The following is a 25,275-nucleotide window of genomic DNA, read 5'->3' on the forward strand; positions in this document are numbered from 1 at the left end:
CCTCAGGGACGACGGTCATGGGCGGGCAGCCGAACCGTCACGGGGTCCAGGCCGATCCGGATCGGACCATCCTCCCCCGCCCATCGAACCAGAACCTCGTCCCGGCAGACCTGGAGATCGGCCACGACGTCGACGACTTCCGCGGGCGACGCCCCGACGCCGTCCAGCTCCGCTAGCGCCACGAATGTCCCGGATCCGGACAGCTCGGCGCGCAGCCGCGTCACCTGCGCCCGGCGGGTGAAGGCCGTGCCGGCGGGTGCGACGACTTCGTCGGCAGTCTCCCACCCATGGAGCGGGACGAGCGAGGCCCGCGGCGTCGCCGGTCGATCGTCGGGCTGCGACCCGACGGGACCGGGGGACCTCGGTGGCGCCGGCCGGGCCCAGCCGGCCGCCTCGATCACTGCGCCGTCCGGGCATCCGATCACCCGCTGCACGCGCAGTTCGTGGGATCCGCGGGCCAGCACCACGCTGATCACCGCCAGGCCCGGAACAGCCGGCGAGTGCCCGCCGAAGATCGGCCGGTGCCAGGAGGCGGCCCAGCCCTGACGCCCGTCGGCTCCGGCCCCCAGGGGATTGACGCGCACTCGCTCGCCGCGGCGGCCCCGCCAGAGCACCGCGACGTCGTTGTCCGGCGGGTTGTCCGCCGCGGTCGGTCCGCTGCCGGTCGAGTATGCCTGGCGGGAGTAGAGCGGATCCGACATCACGCTCCCCTCGCCGGCCTCGACCCGCAGATGATCGGTGCCGTGGTTGTGCAGTCGGACCACGCCGTCGTCGTGCGTGGACTGGATCAGCAGCCCGGCCGGCTCGACGGCGACGACGCGATCGCCCTGCTCGACCGGGGCCGGCTCCTCAATCGCCGTCCACAGCGGATCGTCGACGGGAGCCAGGAGACTGACGAACGCCTTCGACGCCCAGTACGGCGACGCCGGCCCCGAATAGGGCTGCAGCGTCGCCGCGTGCGGTCCGTGCCAGCCCATGCTGAGCAGGCCGTGCTCGTCGAGGGCGCCGTGGTCGAGGAAATGGCGCAGACAGCCGCTGATGATCCGCCGGGAGACTCCCGCGCTCCGCGGCGTGTTGCCGGTGGCCGCTCCGAGGCCGACCGAGGCCGCTGCGGCGAACCGGTAGGTCATCGACCGCCCCATGTACACCGGTGCGCCGTCGGCGCCGAAGAGCCGGGAGAAACCCTCCAGGTGCTCGGCGAGCCTATCGCCGGAGGCGCTGCGCCGCTGTCGCGGATCCTCGCCGGCCTCTCGGGCGGCGAGCAGGTCGTCGAGGACCGGATAGAGGTGCAAGGCCCAGCCGTTGTAGTGGTCGACGGCCCCGCCGTCACCGTCGGTGTACCACCCCTCGCCCAGATGCCACGTGTCCAACAGGTCGAGCGCCCGACGCCGCACCCGAGCGGTGGCCTCGTCGCCGCGCCCGACCGACTCGAGGAACCCCGCCACCGCATGGGGAAAGAGATACCAGTTGTTCGGTGCCGGCACGGCGATCAGGGCGTCACGCAGCCAAGACTCCACCCGATCCTGGGCCGCGGGGTCGAGCCGATCCCAGAGCCAGGGGCGGGTGGCCCGCAGCCCGAGGGCCACGGAGGCCGATTCGACCAGGGGCTGCCCGAAGACGTCGTGACCTTGTATGACCGGCCAGGAGTCGGCATCGTCCATGCCGGGAGCCGCTGTGCCGGCGACCAGCCCAGCGGCGTAGCGGTCCATCCAGCCGTGCGGATCTGCACCGTCGGCACCGGCCACGCGAAAGGCGGCGGCCAGGAAGGTGCGCGCCCAGCCTTCGAGCCCGTCGGAGCGGGGCCCATTGCGAGAAGCCCGCCCGGGCAGATCCAACCGCCCCCCGCGGGGCGAGCTCCAACGCCAGGCCGCGGAGAGCATCCCATCGGCGCACGCCTCCCAATGGTCACGCGTGAACCCCGTGATGGGACTGATCTCATGATTGACCGGCGGCAGGTTGAAGTGGGATCCGGGGATCGTGTCGAGTACGGCAAATGTCATGCGATCAACTCCAGCGTGTCGTGACGGATGGCGTGGTGGAGCGGCTCCCCCGCGACCCAGCGGCGCAGCTCGGCGACGGCCATGTCCCGCAGGCGGGCGAGCTCGTTGCCCTGAGACCCGGCCAGATGAGGCGTGATGAGCACGTGCTCGGAGTCCCAGAGCGGATGCTCGGCGGGCAGCTCCTCCGGATCGGTCACGTCCAGCACAGCGCGGATCCTGCCGGCCAACAGCGCCTCGGTCAGCGCCTCCTGGTCGACGACGGCTCCGCGCGCGGTGTTGATCAGCACCGCCCCGTCCTGCATCGAGGAGATGAGCTCCCGTCCGACGAGCCCTCGCGTGGTGGGCAGCAGCGGCGTGTGGAGGCTGACGACGTCGCTGCGCCGGAACAACTCCTCGGCCTCCACCAGCTGCGCCCCGTGCCGGGCGGCGGTGTCGGCGTCGACGAAGGGGTCGGCCAGGAGCACCTCGACGTCGTGGTGACGCAGCTGCCGCATCACGCCGCGACCGATGATCGAGGCGGAGAGGATGCCCACGGTGAGCCCGTTGTTCCCGACTGAGGGGTGAGTCTCGGCCAGGGAGGGCATCCGGCGCTGCCTCCGATACTCGGCGGCCCGCGGCAGCACGCGCTTGCCCTCCAACAGGATCATCGCCAGGGTGTACTCGACCACCGGCCGGGCGTTGGCCGCCGCCGCAGAGGAGACGATGAGGCCGCGTTCGAAGCAGTTCGGCCCCACATGCCCCCGGACCGAGCCGGCGGCGTGGAAGACGCCCGCCAGCCGCGGGGCGGCGTCCAGGACCTGCTCGTCGATCGGCGGACAGCCCCAGCCGGTGATCAGGACCTCGGCTTCGGCGAGGAGGCGCCGGGCACCGGGGGAACGGAATGTCGTCAGCGGCTCGTCGCTCAGCAGGTCGGCCACGGCGTCGAGCTCGGCCCGACCGGTGGCGCCGATCACCGAAGCGGCGGCGTCCTCGGACATGGCCAGGAGGGCCGTAGGGCGGGAGGATTCGCGGGCCATGCTCCTCATTTCACCGATCCGGCCGTCAGCCCGGCCTTCCAGAAGCGCTGGAGCAGCATGAAGGCGAGGATCAGAGGAAGAAGCCCGAGCAACGACCCAGCGATCACCACCAGCTGATACTCGGGCGAGACGGTGGCCATGCTGTTCCAGTTGTAGAGCCCCAGCGCCACCGGGTAGAGCTTCTGATCCGAGAGCATGACCATCGGCAGGAAGAAGTTGTTCCAGATGGCCGTCAGCTGGAAGAGGAAGACGGTCATCACTCCCGGAGCGAGCATCTTCAGGGCGACGGAGAAGAACATCTTCAGTTCCCCGGCGCCGTCGACGCGTGCGGCATCCAGGACTTCGTCGGGCACATAGCCTTCGGCGAAGATCCGGGCGAGATAGACGCCGAACGGGTTGAAGAGCAGCGGGATGAAGACGGACCAGAACGTGTTGACCGCCCCGGTCTGCGAGGCGATCAGGTACAACGGGAGCGCCAGAACGGTCTGCGGCACCATGACGGCCACGAGCACGAGCCCGAAGAGCTTCTCCCGATGCCGGAAGCGGTACTTCTCGAAGGCGTACCCACAGGCGGTGCTGATCAGCGCCGAGAGGATGCCGCCGACCACCGCATAGAGGATCGTATTGAGATACCAGCGCCCGTAGATCCCACCGTCCGTGGCGAAGAGTTCTCGCAGGTTCTGCCAGAGCACCGGATCCTCCAGGGAGAAGACCCGGGCCGAGGAGAGCGCGTCAGCGTCGGAGGTGGCGGCGAAGAAGAGCCAGAGGACGGGCGCGAGGGTGTAGATCACGAAGACGCCCAGTACCAGATTCACGATGGCCCGTCCGAGCAGCGGAGAGCGCTCGAGATGCGCCGGTCCCGACCGTCGGCCGCGACCGGCCCCGGAGGAGGGCTTGGGAGGGCTCTCGGGACCCTCGGGGCCGTCCTTGGCGCCCGCGTCCGGCCTCGCCGTCGTCGGTTTGGCGGTGGTGGTCATCTCAGGAAGCCTCCTGTCGCTGCAGCCGGCCGGTCAGTCGCGTCATGCCGTAGGAGAGGAGCATGGTGGCGACCATGAGCACCACGGAGGCCGCGGCGGCCAGTCCGTAGTTGTTGCGAGTGAACGCGGCGTCGTAGATGTACATCGACGGCGAGAACCGTGAATTGATCGCCGGCGTCGCCTGACTCAGCAGCATCGGTTCGGTGAACAGCTGCAAGGTCCAGATCATGCTGAACAGCAGGACCATGACCACGGACGAGCGGATCATCGGAATCTTGACGAGGACGGAGGTCAGCACCGCCCCGGCACCGTCGACGCGGGCTGCTTCAAGGACCTCGCGGGGCACCGCCTGCAGAGCCGCATAGAAGATCACCGAGTAATAGCCCAACGACGTCCAGACGGCGATGTTCACGATCGCCGGGATGACCATGGACACTCCGAGGAAGTTCACCTCCAGATCCAGCCCGGCCAGCGCTCGGGTGATCGGACTGATGCCGGGCGTGTAGAGGTAGAGCCAGATGATCGCGGCGATGATCCCCGGCACCGCGTGGGGCAAGAACAGGCCCAACTGGAGGAATGGCCGCAACCGGGCCACACCGGTGTCGAGGAGAAGCGCCAGGAGCAGCGCCCCCACTGTCACCACCGGGATGTAGACCAGGCAGAATACGAGGATCAGGGCCAGCGAGTTCATGAACGTGGGGTCGGTGAAGACCGCCGCATAGCTGCGGAGACCGACGAAGGCCTGCTCGGGCTCGCCGAAGCCGAGGCCGGCGTTGTCCTGTGTGAAGAAGCTCAACCAGACGGCAGTGACCAGCGGAGCGATGAAGACGACGGCCATCAGCACGAAGAACGGCGTCATCAGCAGCGCGCAGGCCCGCGCACGGGGGCGGCGACCCGCCGTCACCGTATCGGAGGCGGCGTCTCGGGTCATCGTCGTCGCACTCATCCCTTCTGCTCCTCGACCGTCAGCCCGAGAGCGCGGAGATCCGGGATCGTGCCCGCCTCCGCTGCTCGCACGGCGTCGACCAACGTCTCGTCAGTGGCCGGAACCCGGGCGAAGTTGTCCTGCATGACATTCAGCGTCGAGGTCATCCGCGGCCCCCAGTTCCAGTCGTCGCGCACCTTCGCCGCTTCCTGGGCGAACAGGCTGTAGATGTCCTGGCCGCCGTAGTAGGACTCATCGAACGTCTCGCGAGCAACCCCGACCAGTTCCTCGACCACGGGGAACATGCTGGACGTGCCCGCCGAGAGCCGGGCGCGCATGGAATCGGGATGCGAGACCTGCCAGGAGAGGAACTCCATGGCGGCCTCCGGCTCCCGACTGTCTGAGGTGAGGGCGAAGGTCGAACCGCCGTGATCGCCGAGACTTCCCGCGCCCGCTTCCCACTGCGGCAGCGGCGCGATCCCCCACTGACCCGACTGGCCGGGACGGGCAGACATCTGGGCCCCGGCGTCCCAGGCCCCGGACAGGCGCGTCAGGATCTGGCCGCGGCTGAGCATCGCGTCGAACTCCTGCCCGTCGGGCATGAGCGCGACGACGTCGTCGTCGATGAGACGTTGCCAGAACTCTGCGACCCGCCGAGTCGGCTCGTCAGCCAGACCCACATGCCAGGCACCGTCCCGGGCCTCGAACCACTGGCCGCCGGCCTGCTGACACCACCCGGCGAAGTATGTCCCTCCGTTGGTGGGGAAGATCGCGATCCTCTCCCCCTCGCCCTCGTCACGGATGCGGCGTCCGAGCTCGGCGAACTCGTCCCACGTGGTCGGCACCTCGTATCCACGGTCGGCGAAGACGTCACTGCGATAGTGCAGGAGCATCGGCTCGAGGTCGTTCGGCACCGAGTAGATCCGACCGTCGTAGGTCGTGCGCGCGAGCGCCTCCGGCTGGATTTTCTCCTGAAGGTCCTGTCCCATCAGATCGCTGATGTCGGCGGCGATCCCGTCGATGACGAAACCCGGCACCTGAGGGTACTCGAGCGTGACGACATCTGGAGCGTTGCCGGCACGGGCGGCATTCCGCAGGATGGCGTATCCGCCTTCTCCCCCCGTGGGGATCTGGTTGAAGACCACCTCGACGTCGTCGTGGGTCTCGTTGAACGCCTTGACGACTTCGTGACTGCCCCGGATGGAGGACCAGAAGGTGACCTGGGTCTTTCCGCTACGGGCGACGCCGGAGGTCCCCACCGGGCCGCAGCCGCTCAGTCCGCCGAGCACCGGCAGTGACAGCCCAAGCCCCAGGGCACCGCGTCGGCTGATCCTCCCGGACATGCGCACCTCCTACACCTGATCTGGTGATCTGGATTACATTCTCATGCGCCAGTGTGCTGAAGTGATCGAGCTTCGGTCAATAGATCAGCAACATATTTTTTCGATCATTCAATCACTCAAGATAGGTCGCTCACTCTGACCAGGCATGATCAGCCAGACGCATTCCACGCTTTCGCGCCTCGGCCCCACACGAGTTGCCAGGGCCGCAGCACTCGCCAGGACACCCCAAACTTCGATCGATCGTTATACTCCTGCAGAACGATCAATAGTTCATCCAGGAGGTACGAACGTGCGTGAGTCCGTCCACGACAGGCGAGGACGCATCGTCGAGGTCGTGCATCGTCGCGGAGTCGTCCGAGTCGCCGACCTCGCTTCGCTGCTCGCCGTCTCGATGGTCACAGTTCGTCGCGACGTGGAGGCTCTGGCCAGGACCGGCAGGATCAGCCGCCGTCACGGGGTCGTCGGCCCGCCGCAGGAGGGCGCCGCCGATTCCCGGATCGGAGATTCGGGGCTGGGGACGGTGGCAGTCGTCGCTCCGGCGAGACATCCCTACCTCGACGAGGTCACCCAGGGGTGCCGCCGCCATCTCGAGCTCGCAGGATTCCGGGTGGTCCTCCACGTCGCTCCGCACGTCCCGGGCGCCGAACGTCAGCTCGTCGAGCGCCTGCCCCCAGGCAGCCTCGACGGCCTGCTGCTGGCGCCGCGATGGCATCACCGAGACGATGAGCAGGACGACCTTCCGTTCCTGGCGTCGCTCGACCTGCCGACCGTCCTCCTCGAGCGTCGGGTGCCGGCGTCACGCACCGTGCCCTCGGTGGACTCGGTGACCAGCGACCATGGCCACGGGGTGCGACTGGCTGTGGAGCATCTGACGGGACTCGGGCATCGTCGCATCCTGCTGGCCGCTCGGGACGACAGCCCGACGGCCCGCACCATCCGTGCGACCTTCTCCGTGATCTGCGCCGAGCACCCCGCGGTCGACCACCATCGCACCGTGCTGAGTTCACCCGATGCGGCGCCCCCCGGGGAGCCGGACGCCGCACTGGACCTTTCCGAGCCTAATCACCTCCGCGCGCTGCTGAGGGACGACGGATTCACAGCCATCCTCGTCCACAGCGACGAGAACGCCCTCGTGATCACCCAGCGGCTGTCGCTCTCCGGACTGCAGATCCCCGAGGACTGCGCGATCGTAGCCTACGACGACGTCGTGGCCGGACTGGGGAGCATCCCCCTGACTGCAGTGGCCCCGCCGAAGCACGACGTCGGACGGGAGGCGGCCGAGGTCCTAGTCCGCAGGATGCGTGCGCACCAAGACGATCAGCCGTGGACCACTCGCCACGTCGAGATGCTGCCGTCGCTGGCGGTCCGATCGTCGACCTGACCGCCGGCGACAGAGCCGGTCACTCCAGCTGGGCCTCCATCTCGGTGTGCATCGCCTCGGCGGCCTCGGCCGGGGCCTGGCGCCCGAAGAACACCTCATCCTGGTAGCGATACAGGATCGAGCCGAACTCCGATCCGCCCGCGGCCGTGACCGGCTCCGGCTCTCCGATCTCGGACGCGATCTCGTCGATGTAATCGGCGGTCGCCCGCTGCATGCCCTCCATATCCTCCGAGACCATCGAGCGCACCTCGCTGTTCGGCGGGATGCCGCGCTCGGCCTTCAGGATCTCACCGGCCTCGGCAGAGTTGGCGAAGAAGTCGATGAACTCCTGAGCCTCCTCGGGATGGTCGGTGCCGGCGGAGGCGGAGAGGAACTGCGAGGACTTGTACCAGGGTGTCGCGTCCTCGGCCTCGCCGGTGGGGCTCGGGAAGCGCAGCAGCTCCATCTCCACGCCGGCGGCGCCCGCCAGCGCGACGGCCTCGTTCGACCACCAGGTGCCCAGCGCCAGCTCGCCGCTGCCGCTCAGCGACTGCTCCTTGCCGATGTTCTGATCCTCACTGATCGCCTCGGCCGGCGGAGTTCCTCCGGCCTCCATCAGATCCAGGTAGAACTGGAAGTAGCCCTCGGCGTCGGCAGGCTCGAAGCCCAACCCGCCGTCCTCGCCGCTGAGATGCGCGCCGTGCTGGCGCAGCCACATCGTGAAGCCCGAGGGCTCGCGGGGAGCCCCGGCGCCCCAGGCGCCGTCGAGGTTCTCGGAGAGCTCCACAGCGAGATCGGCGTACTCGCCCCAGGTCCAGGTGGTGTCGTCCGGCATCTCGACCCCGGCCTCCTCGAAGAGCTCCGGGTTGGCGACTATGACGAAGGAGTTGATCCCGATGGTCGTGCCGTACATCTCTCCGCCGATCCGGCCGTTCTCCGCCACACTGTCGTCCACCTGAGAGACGTCGACGCCGTCGAGGTCCAACAGCGCTCCGCGGTCGGCGTACTCGCGGATGTACTGCTCGTCCATCTGGATGATGTCCGGAGCGTCGTTCGCCGCCGTCTGCGTCGCGAGCTGGTCCCAGTACCCGTCCCAGCTGCCGAACTCGCCCTCGACCGTGATGTTCGGATGCTCTTCGTTGAAGGCTTCGATGACGTCCTGGGTGAGCTCGTGGCGCGTGTCGGAGCCCCACCAGCTGAAGCGCAGAGTGACATCCTCGCCCTCATCGGAGGCGCCTGCTCCGCAGGCGGTCAGACCGAGGGCGGCCACAGTGCTCAGCGCCGCGAGGCGGGTCGTACGTGCTGTCCTGGGCATAGATCCTGTTCCTGTTAGTGGCTTCCGGCCGGGATCAGCCTTGCCCCGTCGCTGAATGATCGTTCACTCACCCTACTGCGGGCCGAATCCGGGAAGAACCCGGATCCGGCCCGGCACAGCGTTCCCGTCGGAGGCTCCGTCCGAGCTGCCTCACGACATCTCGGACTCCGTTCGCTCGCCGCCCCGGACGGCGCATCCGCGCCGCCCGGGGCCCCTGCTCGCTCTCTTGGGAGATTCCGTCCGAGATGTCTCACGACATCTCGGACTCCATCTCCGCGATCATCTGCTCGGCGGCCTCCTCCGGCGCCTGGCGACCGAAGAACACCTCGGTCTCGTAGCGGAACATGATGTCCTGCAGCGCGGAGAAGCCCGGGGCGGGAACCGGTTCGGATCCGCCGAGCTCAGGGCCGATCGACTCGACGAACTCCGCCGACCGCTGGTCGGCACCGTCGAGCTCGGGAACCACAGTCTCGCGGACGTCCTCGTTCGCCGGCAGACCGCGGTCCACCAGGTTGAGCTGAGCGGCCTCCTCGGAGTTCACGAAGTAGTCGACGAACTCCTGAGCCTCCTCCGGATGGTCGGTGGCGGACGCGACCGACATCAGCATGGAGGACTTGTACCACATGCCGTTGTCCTCGGCGCTGCCGGTCTCGCTCGGGAAGCGCAGCAGCTCCAGGTCGACACCCGAGGCGCCGGTCAGCGCGCTGATCTGGTTCGTCCACCAGGGCGCCAGAGCCGAGTTGCCCTGTCCCATCAGCGCCTGGTCTGGGCCGGTGCTCTGGTTCTCCGAGATCACCGAGGCCGACGGCAGGCCGCCCTCGTCGACGCGGTCCTGCCAGTAGGACAGGTACTCTGCGGCGTCGGCCGCCTCGAATCCGAGCTCGCCTTCCTGGGTGGTCAGGTGCTTGCCCTGCTGTCGCAGCCACACCTGGAAGGACCCCGGCTCGTTGGGCTGCGAGGAACCGTACGAGCCCTCGGGCAGCTTCTCGGAGAGCTCTGCGCTGATCTCGGCATAGTCCTCCCAGGTCCAGGTGGTGTCGTCGGGCATCTCGACGCCGGCCTGCTCGAAGAGTTCCGGATTCGCCACGATCGCCAGCGAGTTGATGCCGGTGGTGACGCCGAAGAGCCCATCCTCGGTGGAGCCGTTCTCCACGATCGACTCGTCGAAGGTCGAAGTGTCGACGCCGGAGAGGTCGAGCAGCGCGCCGCGGTCGGCGTACTCGCGCAGATACTTCATGTCCATCTGGATGATGTCAGGAGAGTCGTCCGCCGCGGTCTGGGTGGCCAGCTGGTCCCAGTACCCGGCCCAGTCACCGTACTCACCCTCGACGGTGATGTTCGGGTGCTCCTCGTTGAAGTTGTCGATGATCTCCTGGGTGGTCTCGTGACGAGAGTCCGAGCCCCACCAGGTGAAGCGCAGGCTGACGTCGCCGTCGCCTCCGCCGTCGCCACCGTCGGCATCGCCGCCGCAGGCGGTCAGCGCGACGGCCGAGACGGAGGTCAGGGCCACGATCTTGGAAAGTCGCGAGAAGGTCGTCATGGGATTCCTCTTCATCGAGTGATCGGTGCGGTGCCGATGCCGAACCTGCGCTCCAGTGGTGCAATTCTGTGATTCAGGTCACTCAGCAATCGGTTTCCACTGACTGTATGGCCGGGCCGGAACGCCGGTCAACGCATAGAGAGTCCTTCAGTGGTGCCGCTTTGACATGCAGTGATCCACCCCGCGTATGGATCGATCCGCTCAGGTGAGCATCACGGCATCGACGAGACCGGCGCTGTCGACGAAAGTCCACGTCACCGGCGGTGACCGACCAGCACGCCCTCGAACTCGTCGGCGAAGAACTCCGCGGCCCGGCGCATCCGGCAGACCACACGTGATCCGTCGAGATGGAGCAGGATGCTGAGCTGGGCCAGCCACTCGTCGGTGACCTGCGAGCGCACCAGCAGCGTCTCGCCGTCGAGCCACGCGGCGGAGCTGTGCGTCTCGTACCCGTACCCGGGCAGCGGATGCTCGAGGTGGTGCCCGATCCCGAAGGGGACGTGCCGCGCCGCGCCGTCGGCGGCGGTCAGCGTCAGCTCGCCGGAGTCCGGGCCGCAGCGCAGCGACAGCCCGACGACGTCGAGTCCGCTTCCCTCCACCGCCTGCTCGAGGATCGCCGCGTCCCATCCGACGGCGGACGGCGCCGCCCCGCGGACCGGCTCCAGCTCCAGCCGCCGCGGCGGACGGTCCGGGATCACAAGCCGGTCCACGGGTGCCGCGGCGCCGGCCCCTCCCGCCCCGAGGTCTGCGAGCTCGGCGGCCAGCGGATCCAGCAGCTCTTCCCAGAAGGCGTCGTGGAGCAGTTGGACGTCCGACTCGACGTGCTGGCTGTCGCCGGTGACGACGACGGCGACGTCGAGGTCGGGCACGCAGAGCATCAGCTGTCCGCCCATCCCCCAGGCCGCATAGGCGCCGCGGCGACACCGCCAGAACTGGTATCCGTAGCCGTGCTGAGCCTCGGGGTGAGCGAAGCTCCCGCCGACGGTCGGCACCTGGGCGGCGACGGCCCGGCGCAGGTAGTCGGCGGAGACCACCTGCTCACCGTCCGCGACGCCGTCGCGCAGGCACAGCAGCGCCACGCGCGCCAGATCCCGCGGCGTGCAGGACAGCCCTGAGCCGCCGTGGCCGACGCCGGCCGGATTCTCGGCGACTTCGCGCCACGGCGGCGATCCGGCCCTCTGCTCCTCGCTCAGTCCCAGCGGCGAGCGCAGCGCGGCGACCTCGCCCACGAAGCCCAGCGGCCGGCCGACCCGCTCGGCGAGGAACGTCTCGATCGGAACCCCGGAGATCCGCTCGACGATCGCTGTCAGCACCACTGCGGCGGTGGTGTCGTAGGCGAACAGCGCGCCGGGCGGCCGTGTGGGCGGCACCGTGAAGAACGATCGCACCCAGTCGACGTCGGCGACGAGCGTGTGCGGACTCTGCGCATGCGGTGTGCGCATGGTCAGCAGGTCCTCGATCGTCGTCGCCGCCGCATGCGCGGAGATCTCCGCTGCCGGCGCGACGTCGCCGAGGTGGTCGAGAGCCTGATCCTCGAGGCGGACTGCGCCGTCGTCGACGAGCATCCCGACCGCCAGCGAGACCAGCGATTTGCCGGCCGAATAGAGGCGATGTCGGCGCTGCGGCCCGTAGGGATGCCGGTACGCCTCCTCGACCAGCCGCCCGCTGTGGACCACGAGCAGGGAATGGACGATCAGCCCGCGGTCGGCCAGCCGCGGCAGCAGCCGGTCGCCGACCCGGGAGGCCCACCACTCCGACGACGGCGCGGGGTGCTGACCCATCTGCGAGCTCATGCCGACGGCGAGTCCGTGCGGACCACCTCGAAGGGATCGAAGCGCACCGTGATCGTCGCCTGCTCGTCGGCCCAGCGGAAGGAGACCTGCTCGTCGTCGACGACCAGCTCCCGCACGCCGGTCAGCGAAGCGATCTCCTCGGTGCCGGCGAGTCGGGCGAGCGAGACGAGCACCGCCGAACCCTCGACGTCGGCGCGCACTGCCGGGATCGCGACCCACGGCGCGAAGGCCGTGCCCGCCGGCGAGGTCAGCCGCTCCTCGTCCTCCCAGCCGTGCAGTCCGCGCAGCTCGGAGCGCAGCTCGCCGGCCGGGTCCACCGCCCAGCCGGCGTGCCGGACCTTGACCGGATGCGCCGCGTCGACCACCCGGTCGATGCGGACCTCCTCGGCGCCGCGGACGACGACGACCGACTCCACCCGCAGCCCCGGCAGGGCCGCCATGCCGGCGGAGAAGATCGGCCGGTGCCAGGATCCCGCCCAGGCCCAGCCGCCCCCGCCGCCGGCGCCCAGCGGGTGGATGCGCCGTCGGACGCTGCGCTGACCGCGGAACTGCACCGAGACATGGTTGTCGGCGACCTCGCCCCTCGCCGTCGGCCCGGTGCTGGTCGAGTAGGCCAGCCGCGCGTAGAGCGGGTCCTCGTCGCCGGGCTCCTCACCCTGGTGCGGCCGCACATGGTCGCTGCCATGGTTGTGCACCCGCACGACGCCGTCGTCGCGCGTGGTCTGCACCGCCCAGCCGGTCGGCTCCATGCCGAAGGCGAGGTCCTCGCGCTCGATCGGGCGCTCGGTCTCGGTCGCGCGCCACAGCTCCGAGTCTTCACCGAGCAGCAGCGCGACGAAGGCCTTCGACGCCCACAGCGGCGAAGCCGGTCCGGAGTATGACTGCACCGTCGCGGCGTGCGGACCGTGCCAGCCGAGGCTGAGCAGGCCGTCCTCGCCGATGCTGCCGCGGTCCAGGAAGTAGCGCAGCGAGGAGTTCAGCACCCGCTTCGACTCTCCCGGATCCATCGGCGTGTCACCGGTCAGCGCGCCGAGCCCGACGGCGGTGGAGGCGGCGAAGCGGTAGGTCAGCGAGCGGCCGAGATGCAGCGGGGCGCCGTCGGCGCCGAAGAGGTGCCGGACCTCCTGCAGGTGCTCCTCGAGCCGCGAGCCGTGCACGCCGGAGGCTCCGCGCAGGTGGTCGTCCAGGACCGGGTAGAAGTGCAGCGCCCACCCGTTGTAGTGGTCGAAGGAGCGACCATCGCCGTCGGTGTACCAGCCGTCCCCGCAGTTCCAGGATTCCAGCAGGTCCAGCGCCCGCCGGCGGACGCGGGTGGTCTGCTCGTCGCCGCGGCCGACCGACTCCAGGAAGCCGGCCACGGTATAGGGGAAGAGGTACCAGTTGTTCGCCGCCGGCAGCGCGTGCAGGGCGCCGGAGAGCCAGCGGGCGACGCCGTCCTGCACCTGCTCGTCCAGCTGGTCCCAGAGCCAGGGGCGGGTCAGCCGCAGCGACAGCGCCAGGCACGCCGACTCGACCATCGGCTGGCCGCCGGCGTCCACGTCGCGGATGGGCAGCCAAGGTTCGGCTCCGGGCTCGTCGGGGCGGGACCCGCCGGCGCGCAGCCCGTCGGCGTAGCGCTCCAGCCAGCCGTGCGGGTCCTCGCCGTCGGCGCCGGCCACGCGGAAGGCCGCCGCCAGCATGGAGCGGGCGAAGCCCTCCAGCCCGTCCGACTGCGGGCCGCTGCGCGAGGCCCGCCCGGGCAGGTTCAGATGCGCGCGGCCCGGACTCGCCCAGTGCCAGGCGGATCCGACCAGATGATCGGCCACTGCGACCCAGTGGTCCCGGGTGAAGCCGGTGTACGGGCTCGCCGCGAAGTCCTCGGCGGGCAGCTCGATCAGATGTGCGGCGTCTCGTGCGGTCATCTCCCCCTGCTCCCTTTCATGTCATGCGCATCTGCCCCTCCGCCGCGCGGACGCGACCGACGACGGGCCTTCCGTCAGCCTTCCGCACCGGCGCCGATGAGGGAAGACCCTCGGTGGGATCGTTCCGAGTCCGGGCGGAGCTGCCCGCCGGTTCTCCCCGCCCAGCTGGACGGGGTCGCCGATCCGCCCCGTCGTGTTCAGGCGGCCTCGTCCAACTGGACGGGGCCGGAGAAACACGACGGGGCCAGACGGTCACGGCCCGACGCGCGGAGCAGGAGCACCGATCGGTCCCGCCCAACTGGACGGGGAACACCGGCCGAGCCCGCCCGATACCCACCCGATCCCTGCCAGAACCGCACGACAGCGGCGACGACGGCGGCGGGCGTTCGGAGCTCATCGCCTCGCTGATCTTCCTGGCGACCGCAGTCGGCGCCGTCGCCTGGGATCGCTTCGTCGGCTTCGTCCAGATCGACGGGACTCCGGTGCCGCTGCTCTCCCCGGAACCGTGACCCGTGTGGTTCTTGCTCCCTCCGGCCGTCCTCGCCGCGGCGGCCCTCGCCGTCGCCCTGCACCGGTCGAGAGGCTGGACCCGCCCCCTGGCGGCGACGAACACCTTGCTGTCCGCCTTCCTCGCCGGCACCGTCCTGGCGCTACTCGCCGACGACTCCCTGCTGAACACGGAAGCCTTCGAACTCCTCGCCGAGGACGAGAGCTCGGCACGCACGACGGTCGTCGTCGGCGCGGCGCTGGGAACGGTCGTGATCTCCGGCTGGAGCATCCTCGACGGCTGGAGGAAGGCTCGGAGCCGCACCAGGCGATGACACCGGCACGACGTCGGCCTCTCCGCCGCCACCGCCCACCGCGTCGTACCTGGCTACTGCAGCTCGGCCTCCATCTCGGCATACATCGCCTCGGCCGCCTCGGCCGGAGACTGCCGCCCGAAGAGCACCTCGTCCTGGTAGCGGTAGAGGATCTCCTGGAACGTCGAGCCGCCCTTCGCCGGCACCGGCTCGGGCGGGCCGAGCTCGTCCTCGATGTCGGCGATGTACTCGGCCACCGCCTGCTGCGGCCCCTCGAGCTGCTCGGTGATCTGCTCGCGGATCTCTGTATTCGGCGGGATCCCGCGCTCGGTCATCTCGATCTCGGCGGCCTCCTGCGAGTTCACGAAGAAGTCGATGAACTCCTGCGCCTCCTCAGGGTGCTCGGTGTCCGCACTGGCCGAGAGGAACATCGAGGACTTGTACCAGGGCGCGGCCCCGTGCTCGCCGCCCTCCGGGCTCGGGAAGCGCAGCAGCCGCAGCTCGGTGCCGACCGCCTCGCTCAGCGCCACGGTCTGATTGGACCACCAGGCGCGCATGGCGACGTCGCCGCTGGTGGTCAGCGAGTCGTCCGGCCCGACGCCGTGGTCCTCGGCCAGCGCCGACGCCGACGGCGTCGCCCCGGCGTCGAGGAGCTCCTGAATGTAGGCGAAGTACTCCTCGGCGTCGGCGGGCTCGTACCCGAGCTCACCCTCCTCGGTGCTCAGATGCTTGCCGTGCTGGCGCAGCCAGGTCTGGAACCCGCCGGTCTCGTCGAAGCCGCCCGCACCCCAGGAGCTGTCGAGATTCTCCGACAGCTCGACGGCGACATCCTGGTACTCCTGCCAGGTCCAGCTGGTGTCGTCGGGCATCTCGACGCCGGCCTCGGTGAAGTGGTCCGGGTTCGCCAGCATCACGAAGGCATTGATGCCGATGGTGATGCCGTACTGGGAACCGTCGGCCTGGCCGTTCTGCACCACCGACTCGTCCATCTGCGAGACGTCGACGTCGGCCAGATCCAGCAGGGCGCCGCGGTCGGCGTACTCGCGCAGGTACAGCTCGTCCATCTGCATGATGTCCGGGGCGTCGCCGCCGGCGGTCTGCGTGGCGAGCTGGTCCCAGTAGCCGTCCCAGGGTCCGTAGCGCCCCTCGACGGTGATGTCCGGGTGCTCCTCCTCGAAGGCGTCGATGATGTCCTGGGTGTTCTGGTGACGCGTGTCCGAGCCCCACCAGCCGAACTCGAGGGTGACACCCTCGCCGTCGCCCCCACCTCCGTCGCCGCCCCCGCCGCAGGCGGTCAGCAGCAGGGCCGTCGCCAGTCCGGAGGCGGTGAGGATCCTGGTGCGGCCCCGGCGGGCCGTGCGGACGGGTTCCATAGGTGCTCCCCTCGTCATGATGCGTGCTCTCATCATGATGTGAGGCGCATCACACGTCAACGGGGTCGGACCGCCGGACGGAAACCGCTCGCCGCACCCAGGGCGTCACACCCCGTCCGCACCGGCAGTCGAGGATCGTCGGACGACGCGCGCATAGCTCCACCACAGCGACGCCAGCAACACGACCACCGCCGCAGGGACGAACCAGACGAGATAGCCGTCGCCTGTCGCATGACCCCCTCTCCCGTCATTCATCGGCCTGATCGCAGGACCCCTCGATGCCCCGCGCGGGAGGGCGCCACCCCCTCCCCGAAAGCTCGACCCCGCGCTCCCCGTGCAGCTTCCGGCGCCTCACCCAACAGGAGGGGGAAGACGCAACACCACGGGGCGGATCGCCCCCCCCCCCCGCCCAACTGGACGGCGAACACCGGCCCCCGCCGCAGTTCAGTCCCGCCGGGTGCTCTCGCGCAGCACCGGCGTGCCCTCGACGACGGTCCAGCGGTCGGCGTCGCCGTTGTGCAGCGTCATCACCGCGGTCATCCGCCCGATCTCCTCCAGCGGCAGGCGCACCGTGGTGATCGTCGGACTCTGGTCGGCCAGCGTGGGGATGTCGTCGAAGCCGGCCAGGGCGATGTCCTCGGGCACACGCATCCCGGCCTCGCGCACAGCCGCCAGCGCACCCAGCGCCATGACGTCAGAGACGCAGAACAGGCACAGCGGCCCCGCGTCCGGCCCGCCGACCGCGCCGGAGCGGATCAGCTCGCTCATCAGGAAGTAGCCGCCGTCCCGGCTGAACGCCCCGTGGTGGACCGCCTCCGGCTGCACCCCGGCGGCACGCAGCTTGGAGATGAACCCCGCCGTGCGCTGGGCGGCGGTGGTCAGCTGTTCCTCGCCGGCGAAGATCACGAACCGCCGATGTCCAAGCTTGAGCAGCTCGCCGGCCAGCGCCGCCGCGGACCCGTCGTTGTCGATGCGCACACCCCCGGCATTGCTCAGCGGCTGACCGATCATGGCCACTTTGCCGCCGTTGTCCTGATAGGTCTCCAGCACCTTCTGCAGCGCCGCGTCGTCGGCCAGCCCGCGGGAGCCGGCCAGCATGATCGCGTCGGTGCGATAGGACATGAAGGTGCGCACCGCCTCGACCTCGGCCTCGGCCTCGCGCTCGGTGGAGGCCAGCATCAGCTGAACCCCGGACCCGGCCAGACCACGCTGGGCCCCGCGGGCGATCGAGGAGAAGTACGGATCGGCGATGTCATGGACGATCAGCCCGGTGAGCCCCGCGCTGGAGCGTGCAAGCGCTTGCGCCTGCGCGTTCGGGAAGTAGCCGAGCTCGTCGGCGGCGGCGCGCACCCGCTCCGCGACCGCCGGATTCGGCCGGCGCGAGGATCCGTTGAGGACACGGGACGCCGTGGACTGCGAGACGCCGGCGGCCTTGGCGACGTCGGCCAGGCGGACTGCCATGGAACAGCTCCTACTGTGACTGTTGACACACTCTTCCCGGCGAGTCTACCCTGGAAAGCGCATTCCGGCATTATCGCCGCGACGACCGCATCGAGATCCACCTGTCAGGAGTCCTGTCACATGTCTGAACCCCGCGTCCTTCGCATCGCCATGAACGGCATCACCGGCCGGATGGGCTATCGCCAGCACCTGCTGCGCTCGATCCTCCCCATCCGCGACCAGGGAGGCATCGAACTGCCGGACGGCTCCAAGGTCACCGTCGAGCCGATCCTGGTCGGCCGCCGCGAGGACAAGATCCGCGAGCTCGCCGCGAAGCACGACGTCGAGCACTACACCACCGACCTCGACGGCATCATCCAGGACCCCAGCGTGGACATCGTCTTCGACGCCTCGATGACCTCGCTGCGCCACCAGACGCTGTCGGCGGCGATCGCCGCGGGCAAGCACCTCTTCACCGAGAAGCCCACCGCCGAGACCCTCGACGGCGCCGTCGACCTCGCACAGAAGGCCTCGGCCGCGGGAGTCACCGCCGGCGTCGTCCACGACAAGCTCTACCTGCCGGGCCTGATCAAGCTGCGCCGACTGGTCGACGAGGGCTTCTTCGGCCGGATCCTCTCGCTGCGCGGCGAGTTCGGCTACTGGGTCTTCGAGGGCGAGCACCAGGAGGCCCAGCGGCCGTCGTGGAACTACCGGCTGGCCGACGGCGGCTCGATGACCACGGACATGTACTGCCACTGGAACTACGTGCTCGAGGGCATCGTCGGGACGGTCAAGTCGGTCACCTCGCGCACCGCCACCCACATCCCGCAGCGCTGGGACGAGAAGGGCGAGCGCTACGACGCCGACGCCGACGACGCCGCCTACGGCATCTTCGACCTGGAGACCCCGGACGGCGACGACGTCGTCGGTCAGATCAATTCCTCCTGGGCGGTGCGCGTCCACCGCGACGAGCTCGTCGAATTCCAGGTCGACGGCACGCACGGCTCGGCGGTCGCCGGCCTGCAGAAGTGCGTCGCCCAGCAGCGCGCCCACACCCCCAAGCCGGTCTGGAACCCCGACCTGCCGGTGACCGAGTCCTTCCGCGACCAGTGGATGGAGGTCCCGGACAACGCCACCTTCGACAACGGCTTCAAGGCCCAGTGGGAGGAGTTCCTGGCCGACGTCGTCGCCGGCCGCGAGCACCGCTTCGGCCTGCTCTCCGCCGCCCGCGGCGTGCAGCTGGCCGAGCTGGGCCTGCAGTCCGCCGCCGAACGCCGCACCGTCGACATCCCGGAGATCACCCTGTGAGCACCACGAGCACCGAGAACAGCACCAGCACCAGCATCCAGCTGCCCACGCTGACCCTGCCGACGCCCGAGGGCGGCACGGTCGAGCACACGATGACCGGCCAGACCGATCCGCGCGTCGGCGAGTTCACCCGCCCGAGCGAGCCGCTGAGCTCGCGGGTGGTCTACGCCGCCGCCCACGTGGTCCCGCGCATGGACGCCGAGAACGTCCCCGGCGCTCCGGCGGCGCCGGACTGGGAGGCCACGCTGGCCTATCGCCACGAGCTGTGGTCCTACGGCCTGGGCGTCGCCGACGCGATGGACACCGCCCAGCGCGGCATGGGTCTGGACTGGGCGGCGACGCAGGAGCTGATCCGCCGCTCGGCCGCCGAGGCCGCCCGCGTCGTCGAGTCCGGCACCTACCCGGCGCTGGCCGGAAAGTCGGTGCGCGACCTCATCGCCTGCGGCGCCGGCACCGACCAGCTGGACCCCGCCGACGTCGAGCCCGGCGGCGCCGGTCTGGACGCCGTCCGGGCCGCGTACCGCGAGCAGCTGCAGGTCGTCCAGGGCTCCGGGGCCAAGACGATCCTGATGGCCTCCCGCGCCCTGGCGAAGGTCGCCGCCGGTCCGCAGGACTACCTCGCCGTCTACGGCGAGCTGCTGGCCGAGGCCGAGCAGCCGGTCATCCTGCACTGGCTGGGTCCGATGTTCGACCCGGCACTGGCCGGCTACTGGGGCTCCGACGACGTCGCCGCGGCCACCGAGACGTTCCTCGAGCTGATCGGTTCACATCCGACGAAGGTCGACGGCGTGAAGGTCTCGCTGCTCGACGCCGAGCACGAGAAGCGGCTGCGCGCCCGGCTGCCGGAGGGTGTGCGGCTCTACACCGGCGACGACTTCAACTATCCGGAGCTGATCGACGGCGAGGAGCAGGGTGCCGACGGCTGGCAGCAGTCCGACGCGCTGCTGGGCATCTTCGCGGCGATCTACCCGGCGGCCTCCACGGCGATCCAGGCCTACGACGCCGGCGACGCCGAGCGCGGCCGGGCGATCCTGGACTCCACCCGGGAGCTGGGTCGGCACATCTTCGCCCACCCGACGATCTACTACAAGACCGGGGTGGCGTTCCTGTCCTGGCTCAACGGTCACCAGAACGGCTTCCAGCTGGTCGGCGGGCTGCACGCCGGCCGCTCGCTGCCGCATCTGGCCCGGATCTTCGTCCTCGCCGACGCCGCCGGGCTGCTCCCCGACCCGCAGCTGGCCGCCGAGCGGATGCGCGCGGCGCTGATCGTCGGCGGCGTCGACCCCGACGGCGCCGCGGGCACCGGCAGCACCAGCGGTACAGAAGGAGGCGCCCGATGAGCTTCGAGCTCTCGCTGAACACCGGCACCACCCCGCAGCTCTCGCTGCGCGAGGCCGTCGAGGCCGTCGCCGCCGCCGGACTGGAGCACATAGGCCCGTGGCGGCATCTGCTGGCCGACGCCGGCGGGGCCGAGGCCGCCGCGAGGATCATCGCCGAGGCCGGACTGAGCGCGACCACGCTCTGCCGCGGCGGATTCCTCACCCCGTCCGAGCCCGCCCAGCGGGCCGAGGCGCTGGAGTCGAACCGGGCCGCGATCCGCGAGGCGGCGACGATCGGCGCGGACGAGCTGATCATGGTCGTCGGCGGGCTGCCCTCGGCGGCGCATCTGCTCGGCGGCTCCGGCGACCGCTCGGACACGTCCATCGTCGACGCCAGAGCCCGGATGTCCGAGGGGATCGCCGAGCTCGTCCCCTACGCCGCCGAGCACGGCATCCGCCTGGTGCTCGAGCCGCTGCACCCGATGTACGCCGCCGACCGCGCAGTGCTCTCCACCCTGGGCGAGGCGCTGGACGTCGCCGGCGAGCACCCGGCCGAGACCGTCGGCGTCGTCGTCGACACCTTCCACGTGTGGTGGGACCCGCAGTTGGGCGAACAGATCGCCCGCGCCGGCCGCGAGGGGCGCATCGCCAGCTACCAGGTCTGCGACTTCAACCTGCCCATCGCCTCCGATGCGCTGAAGTCCCGCGGAATGATGGGCGACGGGCACGTCGACTTCGCCACGATCAGCCGCTGGGTGGCCGAGGCCGGCTACACCGGCCCGGTGGAGGTGGAGATCTTCAACGAGGAGATCAACTCCCAGGACGCGGCCACCACGCTGGAGACGATGACGGCCCGCTACGGCGAGCTGGTGCTGCCGGCGCTGCAGGCCGCCGCCCCGGCGCCGGCGCCCTGAGCCGTCCGCCGACCCCCGCGAGACCGTCGAGAGCCCGCCGGCGGGCATCGAGCGGCCGCTCCTGACGACGTTCTGCCGCCCCACGCCCGCCGCAGGGCCGCAGATCTCGTCAGGAGCGGCCGCTCGATCCAGCCGCATTCCGACCCATCCGCATTCCGAGGAGAGAGATGACCGACGACGTCGACGACGCACCCCGCAGCCCGACTTCCGTGCTGCTGGTGGGACTGGACGGCTTCGGCCGCCAGCACCTGGCGAACCTCGAGCGGCTGGCCGCGTGCGGCCGCGCCGAGCTCATCGCCGGGGCCAGCCTGACCGATCCAGGACCGGAGGTCCGCGGGAACATCCCGGTCCACGCCACGCTGGGCGAGGCGCGCAAGGCCGGGCACCGTCCCGACGTCGTCATCATCTCCACCCCGATCAACACGCATTTCGACCTCGCCCGCGAGGCGATGGACATGGGCGCCGACGTGCTGCTGGAGAAGCCGCCGACGGCGACGCTCGCCCAGCACCGCGAGCTGCTGGCCCATGCCGAGGCCGCCGGCCGCCGGGTGCAGGTGGGCTTCCAGTCCATCGGCTCCCACGCGCTGGCGGCGATCGAGCAGCTGCTCGCCGCGCCGCAGGCCCCGGGCGGGATCGGGGAGCTGCGCGCGGTCTCGGCCACCGGGCTGTGGCTGCGCCGGCAGGCCTACTACGACCGCGCCCCGTGGGCCGGCCGACGGGTGCTCGACGGCGTCGAAGTCGTCGACGGCGTGGTCACCAATCCGCTGGCCCATGCAGTGCGCACTGCACTGCACGTCGCCGGCGCGCGGCGGGCCGCCGACGTCGACGACGTCGCCGTCGAGCTGCACCACGCCCATCGCATCGAGGCCGACGACACCTCCATCGTGCGGCTGCGCACCGCCTCCGGACTGCCGGTCACCGCCGCGCTGACGCTCTGCGCGCCGGAGGATCAGGAGCAGGACCCGTGGGTGACCGTGCACGGCACCGAAGGCCAGGCGGTGCTGTACTACACCCGGGACGAGCTGGTCATCGCCCCGAACCGCGAGGCCCCGCAGAATGCCGACGACGCCGGGGAGCCGCGCACTGTCGTCCACGGCCGGACGGACCTGCTGGAGAACCTGCTCGACGTCCGCGAGGGTGCCGCCGCGGCGCTGCTCTCCCCGCTGGCCGACGCCGACGCGTTCATGCAGGTCCTCGAGGCGGTGCGCACCGCCGACGAGCCCGCGACGATCGCCGAGGAGCACCTGGTCCAGGTCGACTCCGGCCCGGAGCGGCACCCGGTCATCCCGCACGTCGCCGACTACCTGGCCCGGGCGACGAAGGCGCCGTCGACGTTCTCCTCGCTCGGCGCCCCCTGGGCCGCCTCGCCGGCGACCGACGGCGAGCTGCGGCTGGGCGAGCAGACCCTCGCGACGCTGCGCACCGGCGAGGACGTCTCGCCGACCGACTCCCCGCGACCGTTCCTCGACCGGGTGCGCACCCGCGGCGGCGTCGTCGTCACCGACCAGCAGCCGCTGGACCACACCTGGCATCTGGGCGTCTCGGCGGCGCTGCAGGATGTCGACGGCACGAACTTCTGGGGCGGACGGACCTACACCCGCGACGCCGGCCGCTACATCTGGCGCGAGGACCACGGGCGCATCCGGGCCGCCGAGCAGCGACTGGAGCACGACGTCGCCGCGCTCGGCGGCGGCTCCCGGCTGGATCAGCGGCTGGAGTGGCTCGACCACCGCGGCACGGCGCTGCTGGCCGAGGAGCGGGCGGTCGCCGTCGCCGGCCTCGACGCCGACAGCGCCGGGGCCGACGACGCCTGGGCGCTGGATCTCTCCTTCGCGCTGACCTCCGCGGTCGAGCGGACCGTGATGCTGGGCAGCCCGGGGTCCAACGGGCGCGTCGGCGGCGGCTACGGCGGCTTCTTCTGGCGGCTGCCCGCCGTCGAGGACGCCACCATCTGCACCGCCGAGGCCGAGGGCGAGGAGGCGGTGCACGGCAGCGTCACCGACTGGCTGATGTACTCCGGCCGCTTCGGCTCGGAGCACGGCGGCGGCGAGGCCACGCTGGTGCTGGCCTCGACCGATGCCGACCCGTGGTTCGTGCGCTGCTCGGGCTACCCCGGCGTCGGGATGTCGCTGGCCTGGGACGCACCGGTGGCCGCCGAACCCGGCCGCGAGGTGGCGCGCCGAGTGCGCGTCGCCGTCGTCGACGGCCGACTGGACCGTGACCGGGCCGCCGCCCTCGGCGAGCGGCTGATCAGCGAGCCGGCCGCGGCGCCGGCGGAGGAGCGAGCATGACGCAGCAGACCCCTGGGACGCAGCAGTCTCAGCAAGCCCAGCAGACCCAGCAGATGCGTCCGGTCGAGGAGCTGGCCGCCAAACACCGCCGGCTGGTCGGCGTGCTCGACGACGTCGGCGCCGACGGACTGGTGCTCTCCTCCGAGGGCGCGCTCTCCTGGCTGCTGGTCGGCGCCCGGGTGCACATCAGCCTGGCCGGCGCGCCGATCCTGCGGGCGCTGGTGACCCGCGAGGGCGTGGAGATCGGGGTGTTCTCCAACGAGGCCGCCCGCATCCGCGAGGAGGAGCTGGCGCATCTGGCCGGCGCGCTCGACGACGGCACCATCACCCTGCATCCGATCGCCTGGCACGCCGACGTCGACGCCGTCGCCTCCTGGTTCCCGGCCGCGGCGGGCTGGCGGCTGGCCGAGGAGGCCTCGGCCGCGCTGCCGCTGCGCGCCGCCCGCGCCAGCCTGCTGGCCCCGGAGGTCGAGCGCTACCGGGCGCTGTGCCGCGAGTCCGCCGAGGTGCTCACCGACGTGCTCTCGGCGACGACGCCGCAGACCTCCGAGTTCCAGCTCGCCGCCGAGCTGGGCGGCGCGCTGACCGCCCGCGGGGCGGAACCGGTGGTGCTGCTGGCCCAGGGCGCCGCGCGGGCCGTCCACCGGCACCCGCTGCCGACGTCGGGGCCGCTGGGCCGCCGGGCCATGGCGGTGGTCTGCGCCCGCCGCGGCGGGCTGATCGCCAACGTCACCCGGTGGGTTGGCTTCGGCGAACCGGTCGATGGCGAGGACGCGCTGGATGCGGCGATCCTCGACGTCGAGGCCGACATCTTCGCCGCCCTGCGCCCCGGCGTCGCGCTGGCCGACGTGCTGGAGACGATCCAGCAGGCCTATCCGGCCCGCGGCTTCGACGCGGAGGAGTGGACCCAGCACCACCAGGGCGGAGCGGCCGGCTATCAGGGCCGCGACCCGCGGGTCTCCCCCGGGGTGCGCGATGTGCTGCACCCCGACCAGGCCTTCGCCTTCAATCCGACCGCCTTCGACGCGCGGCGGGGCCTCGGCGCGAAGGTCGAGGACACCGTGCTGATGCGTCAGGATGGAGAGGTCGAGGTCCTCAGCCTCGACCCGCGCTGGCCGAGCATCGAGGTCGCCGGACGCGACCGGCCGGCGACGCTGCGGCGCTGAGCGCCGGCGTCGAATCTCGATTAGGCTGAACGTGACAAGTCCCACTCGACCAAGGAGAGTCCCCATGTCAGCACCGATCATCGTCGGCGTGGACGGCAGCGAGACCGCCCGCAAGGCGGCCGAGCAGGCGCTCGAGCTCGCCCGCGCGCTGGACGCCGAGCTCAAGGTGATCTCGGCCTACAGCCAGGACCGCAGCGAGACCATCCAGAGCGGCTCCGACAAGTGGGTCGTCTCCGACGCCGACAACGCGCTGCACACCGCAGAGAAGGTCGTCGCCTCGCTGGACACCGACGGCGTGACGGTCACCCCGGGCGCAGAGTTCGGCCGGCCCGCCGAGGCGCTGCTGGCCGCCGCGGAGAAGAACGACGCGCAGATGATCGTCGTCGGCAACCAGCGCATCCGCGGCATGGGCCGCGTGCTGGGCAGCATCGCCACCTCGGTGGCGCACAACGCCGACTGCGACGTGCACATCGCCAACACCTACACGGCCTGAG

The 25,275-nt window shown here is 70.7% G+C and carries 19 protein-coding genes; 8 read left to right on the forward strand and 11 right to left on the reverse strand.

The annotated features are described in order from the left end of the window. Positions 1-2: 2 nt before the first annotated feature. From GCL72_RS07680 to GCL72_RS07700, 5 genes are read right to left on the reverse strand one after another with little or no spacing between them, the layout of a single operon-like run. Positions 3-2,000, reverse strand: a complete 1,998-nt coding sequence (locus tag GCL72_RS07680) for a DUF2264 domain-containing protein (protein ID WP_153144113.1) — start codon at positions 1,998-2,000, stop codon at positions 3-5. After that, complete coding sequence (locus tag GCL72_RS07685; RefSeq protein ID WP_153144114.1) at positions 1,997-3,016, reverse strand: hydroxyacid dehydrogenase; 1,020 nt, start codon at positions 3,014-3,016, stop codon at positions 1,997-1,999. Before GCL72_RS07685 ends, GCL72_RS07680 begins: the two co-directional genes overlap by 4 nt. 5 nt (positions 3,017-3,021) lie before the next feature. Next, positions 3,022-3,993: a carbohydrate ABC transporter permease gene (locus GCL72_RS07690; RefSeq protein WP_153144115.1), complete on the reverse strand. Its 972-nt coding sequence runs from the start codon at positions 3,991-3,993 to the stop codon at positions 3,022-3,024. 1 nt (position 3,994) lies between these two features. Then, positions 3,995-4,939 carry a carbohydrate ABC transporter permease gene (locus GCL72_RS07695; RefSeq protein ID WP_153144116.1) on the reverse strand — a complete coding sequence of 315 codons (945 nt, stop codon included), beginning with the start codon at positions 4,937-4,939 and terminating at the stop codon, positions 3,995-3,997. Beyond that, entirely contained in the window at positions 4,936-6,261 is a 1,326-nt protein-coding gene (locus GCL72_RS07700) for an ABC transporter substrate-binding protein (protein WP_153144117.1), read from the reverse strand. Before GCL72_RS07700 ends, GCL72_RS07695 begins: the two co-directional genes overlap by 4 nt. 289 nt (positions 6,262-6,550) lie before the next feature. On the opposite strand from GCL72_RS07700, the gene GCL72_RS07705 reads away from it, so the two are divergent. Then, positions 6,551-7,642, forward strand: a complete 1,092-nt coding sequence (locus tag GCL72_RS07705) for a LacI family DNA-binding transcriptional regulator (protein ID WP_153144118.1) — start codon at positions 6,551-6,553, stop codon at positions 7,640-7,642. Positions 7,643-7,661: 19 nt separating this feature from the next. Here the strand turns inward: GCL72_RS07705 and GCL72_RS07710 are convergent, their stop codons facing one another. The 4 genes from GCL72_RS07710 to GCL72_RS07725 form a co-directional block, all read right to left on the reverse strand. Beyond that, positions 7,662-8,936: an ABC transporter substrate-binding protein gene (locus GCL72_RS07710; protein WP_153144119.1), complete on the reverse strand. Its 1,275-nt coding sequence runs from the start codon at positions 8,934-8,936 to the stop codon at positions 7,662-7,664. 250 nt (positions 8,937-9,186) lie between these two features. Next, the gene (locus GCL72_RS07715; protein ID WP_153144120.1) at positions 9,187-10,476 is read right to left on the reverse strand and encodes an ABC transporter substrate-binding protein; all 1,290 of its coding nucleotides are present in this window, start codon (positions 10,474-10,476) and stop codon (positions 9,187-9,189) included. 254 nt (positions 10,477-10,730) lie between these two features. Then, positions 10,731-12,269: a serine hydrolase domain-containing protein gene (locus tag GCL72_RS07720; protein ID WP_153144121.1), complete on the reverse strand. Its 1,539-nt coding sequence runs from the start codon at positions 12,267-12,269 to the stop codon at positions 10,731-10,733. Further along, positions 12,266-14,170: a DUF2264 domain-containing protein gene (locus tag GCL72_RS07725; RefSeq protein ID WP_153144122.1), complete on the reverse strand. Its 1,905-nt coding sequence runs from the start codon at positions 14,168-14,170 to the stop codon at positions 12,266-12,268. The genes GCL72_RS07720 and GCL72_RS07725 overlap by 4 nt, the downstream gene beginning before the upstream one ends. 521 nt (positions 14,171-14,691) lie before the next feature. Between GCL72_RS07725 and GCL72_RS07730 the strand changes: the two genes are divergently transcribed. Beyond that, positions 14,692-14,991 carry a hypothetical protein gene (locus GCL72_RS07730; protein ID WP_153144123.1) on the forward strand — a complete coding sequence of 100 codons (300 nt, stop codon included), beginning with the start codon at positions 14,692-14,694 and terminating at the stop codon, positions 14,989-14,991. 53 nt (positions 14,992-15,044) lie between these two features. On the opposite strand, the gene GCL72_RS07735 is transcribed toward GCL72_RS07730, so the two are convergent. After that, entirely contained in the window at positions 15,045-16,343 is a 1,299-nt protein-coding gene (locus GCL72_RS07735) for an ABC transporter substrate-binding protein (protein WP_153144124.1), read from the reverse strand. Positions 16,344-16,787: 444 nt separating this feature from the next. Further along, positions 16,788-17,804 carry a LacI family DNA-binding transcriptional regulator gene (locus GCL72_RS07740; protein ID WP_153144125.1) on the reverse strand — a complete coding sequence of 339 codons (1,017 nt, stop codon included), beginning with the start codon at positions 17,802-17,804 and terminating at the stop codon, positions 16,788-16,790. Positions 17,805-17,924: 120 nt separating this feature from the next. Here GCL72_RS07740 and GCL72_RS07745 point away from each other — a divergent pair, with 120 nt between their 5' ends. From GCL72_RS07745 to GCL72_RS07770, 6 genes are all read left to right on the forward strand, one after another. After that, positions 17,925-19,091: a Gfo/Idh/MocA family protein gene (locus GCL72_RS07745; protein ID WP_153144126.1), complete on the forward strand. Its 1,167-nt coding sequence runs from the start codon at positions 17,925-17,927 to the stop codon at positions 19,089-19,091. A 41-nt stretch (positions 19,092-19,132) separates the two neighbouring features. After that, positions 19,133-20,431 carry a dihydrodipicolinate synthase family protein gene (locus GCL72_RS07750; protein WP_153144203.1) on the forward strand — a complete coding sequence of 433 codons (1,299 nt, stop codon included), beginning with the start codon at positions 19,133-19,135 and terminating at the stop codon, positions 20,429-20,431. Beyond that, a complete protein-coding gene (locus tag GCL72_RS07755) occupies positions 20,428-21,324 on the forward strand; it encodes a sugar phosphate isomerase/epimerase family protein (protein WP_153144127.1) in 897 nt (298 codons plus the stop codon). The genes GCL72_RS07750 and GCL72_RS07755 overlap by 4 nt, the downstream gene beginning before the upstream one ends. 167 nt (positions 21,325-21,491) lie before the next feature. Continuing rightward, a complete protein-coding gene (locus GCL72_RS07760; RefSeq protein ID WP_153144128.1) occupies positions 21,492-23,615 on the forward strand; it encodes a DUF6807 family protein in 2,124 nt (707 codons plus the stop codon). Then, a complete protein-coding gene (locus GCL72_RS07765; protein ID WP_246161084.1) occupies positions 23,612-24,781 on the forward strand; it encodes a M24 family metallopeptidase in 1,170 nt (389 codons plus the stop codon). The genes GCL72_RS07760 and GCL72_RS07765 overlap by 4 nt, the downstream gene beginning before the upstream one ends. A 64-nt stretch (positions 24,782-24,845) precedes the next feature. Then, positions 24,846-25,274, forward strand: coding sequence for a universal stress protein (locus tag GCL72_RS07770; protein WP_153144129.1), 429 nt, complete (start codon positions 24,846-24,848; stop codon positions 25,272-25,274). The last annotated feature ends 1 nt before the right edge of the window (position 25,275 follow it).

Source organism: Nesterenkonia halophila (assembly GCF_009467795.1).
Lineage (GTDB): Bacteria > Actinomycetota > Actinomycetes > Actinomycetales > Micrococcaceae > Nesterenkonia > Nesterenkonia halobia.

Coding starts and splice junctions, on each gene's coding strand:
- GCL72_RS07770 (WP_153144129.1), top strand. CDS start 24,846: ATGTCAGCACCGATCATCGTCGGCGTGGACGGCAGCGAGACCGCCCGC.
- GCL72_RS07740 (WP_153144125.1), bottom strand. CDS start 17,804: ATGGCAGTCCGCCTGGCCGACGTCGCCAAGGCCGCCGGCGTCTCGCAG.
- GCL72_RS07700 (WP_153144117.1), bottom strand. CDS start 6,261: ATGTCCGGGAGGATCAGCCGACGCGGTGCCCTGGGGCTTGGGCTGTCA.
- GCL72_RS07680 (WP_153144113.1), bottom strand. CDS start 2,000: ATGACATTTGCCGTACTCGACACGATCCCCGGATCCCACTTCAACCTG.
- GCL72_RS07690 (WP_153144115.1), bottom strand. CDS start 3,993: ATGACCACCACCGCCAAACCGACGACGGCGAGGCCGGACGCGGGCGCC.
- GCL72_RS07755 (WP_153144127.1), top strand. CDS start 20,428: ATGAGCTTCGAGCTCTCGCTGAACACCGGCACCACCCCGCAGCTCTCG.
- GCL72_RS07745 (WP_153144126.1), top strand. CDS start 17,925: ATGTCTGAACCCCGCGTCCTTCGCATCGCCATGAACGGCATCACCGGC.
- GCL72_RS07715 (WP_153144120.1), bottom strand. CDS start 10,476: ATGACGACCTTCTCGCGACTTTCCAAGATCGTGGCCCTGACCTCCGTC.
- GCL72_RS07720 (WP_153144121.1), bottom strand. CDS start 12,269: ATGAGCTCGCAGATGGGTCAGCACCCCGCGCCGTCGTCGGAGTGGTGG.
- GCL72_RS07725 (WP_153144122.1), bottom strand. CDS start 14,170: ATGACCGCACGAGACGCCGCACATCTGATCGAGCTGCCCGCCGAGGAC.
- GCL72_RS07760 (WP_153144128.1), top strand. CDS start 21,492: ATGACCGACGACGTCGACGACGCACCCCGCAGCCCGACTTCCGTGCTG.
- GCL72_RS07710 (WP_153144119.1), bottom strand. CDS start 8,936: ATGCCCAGGACAGCACGTACGACCCGCCTCGCGGCGCTGAGCACTGTG.
- GCL72_RS07695 (WP_153144116.1), bottom strand. CDS start 4,939: ATGAGTGCGACGACGATGACCCGAGACGCCGCCTCCGATACGGTGACG.
- GCL72_RS07765 (WP_246161084.1), top strand. CDS start 23,612: ATGACGCAGCAGACCCCTGGGACGCAGCAGTCTCAGCAAGCCCAGCAG.
- GCL72_RS07685 (WP_153144114.1), bottom strand. CDS start 3,016: ATGGCCCGCGAATCCTCCCGCCCTACGGCCCTCCTGGCCATGTCCGAG.
- GCL72_RS07735 (WP_153144124.1), bottom strand. CDS start 16,343: ATGGAACCCGTCCGCACGGCCCGCCGGGGCCGCACCAGGATCCTCACC.